The following is a 7,839-nucleotide window of genomic DNA, read 5'->3' as shown; positions in this document are numbered from 1 at the left end:
AGGCGGCCCGGCGCGATATCGGCACCATTGCTGTCACCGCTCACGCTGAGACGAATCTGGCCGTTGACCTCGCTCACCCAGGCTTCCAGCGCCAGCGGCGGCCGGGCAGCGTAGCTGGCGTCGAGGCGCTCGAGGTCCGGGTCTGCGCGCTCGATGATGAAGCCACGCTCCGCCAGCGTCGTCAGCAGGGTGACGAAGACCTGCTGGGAGGTCAGGGTGCCGCTGTTGGGGGCGATCACCGCGGTGCGCGAGTCCGGCGCATGGGTCGGCTGATTCATGCAGCCACCCAGCACCAGCAGGCCGGCGAGCAGCGTCGCGAGCCCCAGACGTTGGCACAGCGAGCGTGGAGATGCCTTGCGCATGTTCATCAGCGAACCTCCCGTGGATCACGACCCGCCAGCGCAGCCTGCAGCTGACGCTCGATCTGGCGGCAGCTGTCGCTGTCATTGTGGGGGCGGGCATCGATGACGTAGCCGCCCTGATTGATGACCTGCTCATCGCGGATCACGCGCACGCGCTCATCCGGCGCGACCAGCGAGATGCGCTCGAAGCTGATCGGGTCATCGCGGAAGGTGTCATTGCCGACGCCCACGCCGAAATCATTGCCCGCCGCGACGCCATAGCCCACCGAGAAGCCGATGCGCGAGCCGAAGGGCCCATCGATCGCGCCCAGGCCAGGCTGGTCCACCTTGCGCTCACCCGTCACCACGCCCAGCGCCTGTTCGCTCTCGCGGATCTTGTAGCCACGGGCCTCGACGACCTGCGCCGCGGCACGCAACCACTGATTGGCATCGCCCTCACGCGGGAAGATGCAGGCTTCGGGCAGGCCAGCGCTGTCATTCGCGGCCAGCGGGTCCTTGCCGGACAGGGCCGAGCAGCCGCTCAGCAGCACCAGCCCCACTGCGAGCAGCGTCATGCGCGGCAGGCGCGAGCGCGCTGACGGGTCAGCCACGTCCGGCCGTGCGGAAAATTCGGGAAGTCGATGGAGCATGCGAACGTCTCCGGTCAGCCACTTGAGCCGGCGCGGCATCACGATTTTCACACCATGAGACACACCAGAGGCACTAGACTGACACATAAGTCTTGTAGGGTTTCTGCATAATTATGGTATCGAGACAGCGGGATACCCTGGATGCAGGAAGCCTCATCTTAGCGCCCAGCCATGCCAGCGCCTACCGTATCCAGCACCCGACAATGCAAGCCAAGACCGTACCGCCATTGCCATTTCGCACGATGTTCACGCAACGCCAGCACTGTCAGGGCCGCTCGCTCGGCGCGCAAACCGCTGGTCAGCGCGCGCAACACTGGTTACATATGGAAACGATATCGCGCGGACAACTCACGACGCTACAGGTTCAATAAGTTACCATTATCGACGAATAGGCAATCAGGGAGAGAAATTTATGTCAGAAAATGCCGACCAGCCCACGGTCGCCAAGATCAATCCGCCAGTCTTCTTCGGCTCCGCCGTGGTGATTCTGGCGTTCGTGATCTTTACGGTCGCCATGCCGGATACCGCGCAGACCGCTTTCGGTCATGTCCAGACCTGGATCATCGACACCGTCGGCTGGTTCTACCTGCTGGCCATGGGCGTGTTCGTGATCTTCACGCTGGGTCTCGCCTTCTCGAGCTATGGCGACATCAAGCTGGGGCCAGACCATTCCGAGCCTGATTTCAGCTACGGCTCCTGGTTCGCGATGCTGTTTTCCGCGGGTATGGGCATCGGCCTGATGTTCTACGGCGTCGCCGAGCCTGTCTTCCACTTCACTGCACCTCCGGTCGGCGATGCCGGCACCGTCGAGGCCGCGCGTGAAGCCATGAAGACCACCTTCTTCCACTGGGGCATCCACGCCTGGGGCGTCTATGCCGTGGTGGCGCTGGCGCTGGCCTACTTCAGCTTCCGCCACAACCTGCCGCTGCGCATCAGCTCTGCGCTGTATCCGCTGATCGGCAAGCGCATCCATGGCCCGATCGGCCACGCCGTCGATATCTTCGCCGTCTTCGGCACCATGTTCGGGGTCGCGACCTCGCTGGGTCTGGGCGTGCTGCAGGTCAGCTCCGGTCTGCATTATCTGTTCGATATCGACAACGACCTGACCACCCAGATCATCCTGATCGCCATCATCACCTGTCTGGCGACCGTTTCCGTGGTCATGGGTCTGGACGGCGGCATCCGTCGTCTCTCCGAGCTGAACCTTGGCCTGGCACTGGCGCTGATGCTGTTCGTGCTGTGCGTGGGCCCGACCATCTTCCTGCTGCAGACGCTGATCCAGAACATCGGTGGCTACCTCAGCGAAGTGGTCGACAAGACCTTCAACATGTTCGCCTATATCCCGGAAGATGGCCCGTCCAAGTGGTTGGGTGGCTGGACCCTGTTCTACTGGGGCTGGTGGATCGCGTGGTCCCCGTTCGTGGGCATGTTCATCGCACGCGTCTCGCGTGGCCGCACCATCCGTGAATTCGTCTACGGCGTGCTGTTCGTGCCGATGGGCTTCACCTTCCTGTGGCTGACCTTCTTCGGCGACAGCGCCCTGCACATGCTGCTGACCGATACCGCGGGCAACCTGGCAGAAGCGGTCTCCGCCGATGCATCCGTGGCACTGTTCAAGTTCCTGGAGCTGTTCCCGTTCGGTAGCATCACCTCCATGCTGGCCACCCTGCTGGTGGTGACCTTCTTCGTCACCTCCTCGGATTCCGGCTCGCTGGTCATCGACATGCTGACCTCCAAGGAAGGTGACGAATCTCCGGTCTGGCAGCGTGTCTTCTGGGCCTTCTCCGAAGGTTTCGTCGCCGTGGCGCTGCTGATGGCAGGTGGTCTGGGCGCCCTGCAGACCGCCTCGCTGGCCTCTGCCCTGCCGTTCGCGATCATCCTGATGTTCGTCTGCTATGGCCTGCTCAAGGCACTGCGTCTCGAGGGCGTCAAGCAACGCTCCATGCAGCACCTGAGCAACACGCCGGGCCACACCGCCGGTGGCGCACGCAGCTGGCAGAAGCGCGTCCAGACCCTGGTCGAGACGCCGCGTCAGAAGAACGTCGAGCAGTACCTGATCAACACCGTCACGCCGGCACTGGCGGATGTCGCGAAGGAATTCGAGGCCCAGGGCCTGGATACTCGCGTCAATGACGAGGAAGACCGCAGCTATCTGCAGGTCAGCCACGGCGAGGAAGTCGACTTCGTCTACGGTGTGCGGGTGCGCGAATATGCAGCACCGGCCTTCGCGCTGCGCAACGTCAAGCGCAAGGGCACCAGCGACGTGGAACGCCATTACCGCGCCGAGGTCTTCCTGCGTGAAGGTGGCCAGACCTATGACGTCATGGGTTACACCAAGGAGCAGGTGATCGGCGACGTGCTGGACCAGTACGAGAAGCACATGCACTTCCTGCACATGGCGCGCAACTGACGCCTGAGCGTTGCAGAAGTGATGACAGCTGATGACATGGCTGTCGCAAAGGCCCCGCCCCGTGCGGGGCCTTTGCGTATGTGGCCGAAATCAGAATATCCGAGCCGACGACATTGGCTGCAATATCCGTGTGCGACCTTGAAAACCGCGTGCGCGCACCACATCTCTTACCAGGCATTCATCTACGGCTTGAGGGTGGTGCGCCGGCGACGATAGGGGTGGCCGATGAGGGCGATACAGTGAATTCGTTACCCTGCATCCCGCCCAGCCTCTACACTGGTGGCATACTGGCAGCACGGCTCGCCACCTGCATCTCCACTTTCCCCACAATGCCGTTCACTTCACATTTTCCAGGAGAGTCTTCATGTCCAACGATACCAATGCCATCGGCCTGCACACTGCCAGCGCCACTCAGCTGGCCGAGCACCTCAACATCCTGCTGGCCAACTACCAGACCTTCTACATGAATGCCCGTGGTTACCACTGGAACGTGAAGGGCAACCAGTTCTTCGAGCTGCACGTGAAGTTCGAGGAAACCTACACCGACCTGCTGACCAAGGTCGACGAGATCGCCGAGCGTATCCTGACCCTGGGTCACGAGCCGCTGCACGCCTACAGTGACTACGCGCGCGTCGCCACCATCAAGGAAGACACCCACGTCAGCGACGGCACGGCTTGCGTCAAGGGCCTGCTGACCGGTTACAAGTCCCTGATCGAACTGCAGCGCGAGATCATGTCCGTCGCGTCTGACGCCGACGATGAAGGTACCGCTTCACTGGTCGGTGACTACATCCGCGAGCAGGAAAAGACCGTGTGGATGCTGTCCGCCTACCTGGGCGAGTAAGCGCTCAAGCCAATGCAGCGCCAGGACATGTCAGTGCGGATCTCTGATGCTGCTGTCTGACGCTGTACTTGACTGACACTGGGCCGCGAGGCATTCGCGCAGTGTGAACGCCGCCTTTCGACCCTGCACACGCGGGACTCGAAAGGCGGCGTTGTCATGTGGCCATGAAGGCCCGCCAAATACCGACCAGGAGGGTTGCATGTCACTGCCGCTGACACGTCTGCTACGCAAGCTGCTGCATGTGGCTGCCAAGCCCATGCGCCACGCCCAGGGCAAGGATGGCTACGTCATTCACGCCTATCGTGGCTACGGCTCGCACAGCGAAGCCTTTCTGATGGGGCGCATCTTCCGCCAGCCCGGCTCACGCAGCCAGCTGGCTCCCGGCGCCGGGCGCGACCTGATGGATGTCGGTCGCCGCATGCTGCGCTGGGGCAAGAGCGGCGTCGAGGTAGAGGTCGCCCTGGGAGACAACCGCACCACCGCCATCACCGACCGCGATGGCTACTTCAGCGTGCATCTGCCGCTCGATGAGCCGCTGGAGCACCAGGGCCAGTGGCATACCGCCCGCATCACGGCGTGTCCGCCGAAGCAGCCTCCGGTGGAGGGCGAGGCGCAGGTCTATCTGCCGCCCATCAGCACACGCCTCGGGGTGATCAGCGATATCGACGACACCGTGATGTACACCGGTGTCGCCAACAAGCTCAAGATGCTTTACCGCCTGTTCATCGAGTCCGCCGAGCGCCGCACCGCCTTCCCCGGCGTGGCCGCGCTCTATCAGGCACTCCATGAGGGTGATGACGGCCAGCAGCAGCGCCCGCTGCTCTATGTGTCGCGTGGTCCGTGGAGCATCTACGAGATGCTGGAGGTCTTCTTCCAGCACAACCGCATTCCGGTCGGGCCAATCCTGTTCCTGCGCGAGTGGGGCCTGACGCTGCAACGCCCGCTGCCCAGACGCTCCGAAGACCACAAGCAGGCGCTGATCGAGAAGATGCTCGGCCTGTATGACGAGATGCAGTTCCTGCTTATCGGCGACAGCGGCCAGCATGACCCGGAAGTCTACGCCGAGGTCGTGCGCCGCTATCCCGGTCGCATCTGCGCGATCTACATTCGCCAGATAGGCGATTCGGACTCGCGCAAGGCCGAGCTGGACCAGCTCGGCGAGGAGCTGGCCGCGCTCGGCTGCGTGATGCTGTTGAGCACCGATAGCCTCGACATGGCGCACCACGCGCATGCCAACGGCTACATCGATGCCGCCAGCGTCGAGATGGTACGTGCCGAGATCGAGCATCAACTCGCCGACGAGCCGGCCTGAGCGCCTCGATAGCCAGCGGATAGATAGCTGGCAATAGAACGCAAGACGGAGACCCTGGGGTCTCCGTCTTGCGTTGTGCGCGACTGATATGAGCCTCACCGAACGACTCTGCCGAATGACGGCCTCAGGCGATGCGTGAGCGAATCAGCTGATCGAGCGACAGGCGTCCCGGGCCCTGCAATACCAGCACCAGCAGGCTGGACAGCCACAGGCCGTGGGTCACCCAGGCGTGAGGGTAGACGAACAGCTGAATGGTCAGCGTCATGACAGCCAGCCCCAGCGCCGCGAAGCGCGTCCCCAGCCCCAGCCACAGCATCAGCGGGAACAGGTGCTCGGCGATGGTCGCCAGCCAGGCGGCCAGTATCGGCGAGACCAGCGGCAAGGCGTATTCGTGCTCGAACAGGAAGAAGGTGCTGTCCTTGATCGAGAAGCCGTCGACCTTGGTCTGCGCCGACATGAAGAATACCGCGCCGACGATGACGCGCATCAGGATCAGCACCGCATCCATGCGCAGGTTTTCCAGCCAGACGAACACTTTCAGGACCTGCCCCGTCACACCGGCACGAACCGCAGGCGTCGTTGATGATTCAAGGCTCATGATGAGGCCTCCTCAAGGGTGCGCCGGGGCGCTAAAAAGGGGAATGATTGGCTTGTAATGACCAGCTTGATGCGCGACTAGTCCAGCGCCAGGAACACACCGCTTGCCAGCAATGGAGCCAGTAACTGCCCCAGCTCCTGCTCGGGGTGCGCGTCCGCGAGCCGCGCTGCCGCGTCCGCCAGCGTCTGCCCCGCCAGCAGCAGCTCGAGCAGCAAGGCAGCGGCTTCGCACAGCACCGTGACCTGCACCTCCAGCGCCGGGCGCGTGATCAAGATCCGCTCCGGCCGCGCGATATCCAGCCCTTCAAGCGTCGCGTCTGCATGCTGATGGCGCTGCCAGATCTCGAGCACCGCATGCTCCAGGTGCAGCAGACAAGCCGCGGGGTGCGCCGAGAACCTGAGTTCCATCACCGCCTCCGGCGGCAATCCCGACAGCTGGGTCGGCACCAGGGCTTCGGCGTCCGCCGCGTGATAGGCCACCAGGCGAGCGGCCTCGAAGCGGGCCAGGTCCACCGCATAGAACGGCAGCTGAGCGGCCGACACCTGACGCGTCTCGACCAGCGTGGTCAGGGTCGTGTGCAGAGTCTCGGCAAGCCCGGCCCCGTACTCCATCATCAGCGGTGAGCGCGGCAGATGCTGGCGGGAATGATCGTGGGCCAGGGCCGCAAAGAAGCGCTCGCCCACCACCTGACGGGTCACCGGATAGGCCTCTTCCAGCGCACTGATCAGGCTGGCCCAGACATTGTTGCGATAGACATCGAGGCGCTGCTGATGGCCTGCCTCGATACCCAGAAGCGCGGCATCGGGCTTAGTGAGTGCCTCGATGAAGGCGCGCTGCCAGTCGGGCTGGCGCTCAGCGCTGGCATGCCGCTCGAGAGAGGTCATCGGTCGCCCTCCATGTCGGAGCGCGTCAGCTGCTGCGCCCGTGTGCTGTGCAGCAACGCCTGAGCGCGCGTGGTCTGCCCCAGCAATACCTCCAGCGCCGGTATCTGGGTATCCCATTCAATCAGCGTCGGCCGCGGCCCGATGCGATTGATGAAGTCGGCATACAGCGCCCAGACCTCATCACAGACCGGCGCGCCATGGTTGTCGATCAACAGACCTTCACGCGTGTCCTCGCCATGCCCCGCCAGATGGATCTCCCCGACGGCGTGGCCCGGAATGGATTCCAGCCAGGCCGCGGGATCGATCCCGATGTTGTGCGCCGAGACGAAGACATTGTTGACGTCGATCAACAGACCGCAGCCACTGCGCTCGACCAGGCGAGTGAGGAAATGCGTCTCGGGAATCAGTTCCGCTCCCAGCTCGCGTGCATCGAAACGCAGATAGTGGGCGGGATTCTCGATCAATACCTGACGGCCCAGGGTGTCCTGCAACTGCATCAGGTTATCGCTGACCCGTGCCAGCATCGCGTCCGTCAGCGGTACCGGCAGCAGGTCGTTGTAGAAGTGGCCGCTATGGCCGGCCCAGGCCAGGTGTTCTGACACGCTGGTGGGCGGGTGACGCTCGCAGAGCGTTCTGAGGCGCGCCAGATGCGTGGCATCCAGCGGGCGCTCCGATGCCAGCGACAGGCCGACACCATGAATCGAGAGCGGATACTCCTGCAGCGCATCCAGCCGGGCATGGGGAGCCCCGCCGGCGCCCATGTAGTTCTCGGCATGAATCTCGAGAAACCCCAGCGCCGG

General features: G+C 63.5%; 8 protein-coding genes. 3 read left to right on the top strand and 5 right to left on the bottom strand.

Going from position 1 to position 7,839, the window contains the following annotated elements; translation table 11 throughout:
• On the bottom strand, positions 1-368 hold a 368-nt coding region (locus tag AC4FAH_RS10505; protein ID WP_490245997.1), incomplete at its 3' end, for a hypothetical protein.
• On the bottom strand, positions 368-991 hold the full coding sequence (locus AC4FAH_RS10500) for a hypothetical protein (protein WP_286988389.1): 624 nt from the start codon (positions 989-991) through the stop codon (positions 368-370). The genes AC4FAH_RS10505 and AC4FAH_RS10500, both read right to left, overlap by 1 nt.
• Positions 992-1,403: 412 nt before the next feature.
• Here AC4FAH_RS10500 and AC4FAH_RS10495 point away from each other — a divergent pair, with 412 nt between their 5' ends.
• The 3 genes from AC4FAH_RS10495 to AC4FAH_RS10485 all read left to right on the top strand — a co-directional run bounded on the left by AC4FAH_RS10495 (position 1,404) and on the right by AC4FAH_RS10485 (position 5,557).
• Positions 1,404-3,401, top strand: coding sequence for a BCCT family transporter (locus tag AC4FAH_RS10495; protein WP_054555244.1), 1,998 nt, complete (start codon positions 1,404-1,406; stop codon positions 3,399-3,401).
• Positions 3,402-3,765: 364 nt separating this feature from the next.
• Positions 3,766-4,245, top strand: a complete 480-nt coding sequence (locus tag AC4FAH_RS10490; protein ID WP_043333228.1) for a Dps family protein — start codon at positions 3,766-3,768, stop codon at positions 4,243-4,245.
• A gap of 199 nt (positions 4,246-4,444) precedes the next feature.
• On the top strand, positions 4,445-5,557 hold the full coding sequence (locus AC4FAH_RS10485; protein WP_192838676.1) for an App1 family protein phosphatidate phosphatase: 1,113 nt from the start codon (positions 4,445-4,447) through the stop codon (positions 5,555-5,557).
• Between the two features lie 124 nt (positions 5,558-5,681).
• Here the strand turns inward: AC4FAH_RS10485 and AC4FAH_RS10480 are convergent, their stop codons facing one another.
• The 3 genes from AC4FAH_RS10480 to bufB all read right to left on the bottom strand — a co-directional run.
• Entirely contained in the window at positions 5,682-6,155 is a 474-nt protein-coding gene (locus tag AC4FAH_RS10480) for a DoxX family protein (protein WP_490245996.1), read from the bottom strand.
• 77 nt (positions 6,156-6,232) lie between these two features.
• Positions 6,233-7,039 carry an HvfC/BufC family peptide modification chaperone gene (locus tag AC4FAH_RS10475; RefSeq protein ID WP_490245995.1) on the bottom strand — a complete coding sequence of 269 codons (807 nt, stop codon included), beginning with the start codon at positions 7,037-7,039 and terminating at the stop codon, positions 6,233-6,235.
• The coding region (bufB, locus tag AC4FAH_RS10470; protein ID WP_490245994.1) for an MNIO family bufferin maturase at positions 7,036-7,839 on the bottom strand (804 nt) is incomplete at its 5' end. The genes bufB and AC4FAH_RS10475, both read right to left, overlap by 4 nt.

The sequence above is a fragment of the Cobetia sp. genome (genome assembly GCF_983723665.1).
This window is presented reverse-complemented; position numbering and strand designations above follow the sequence as displayed.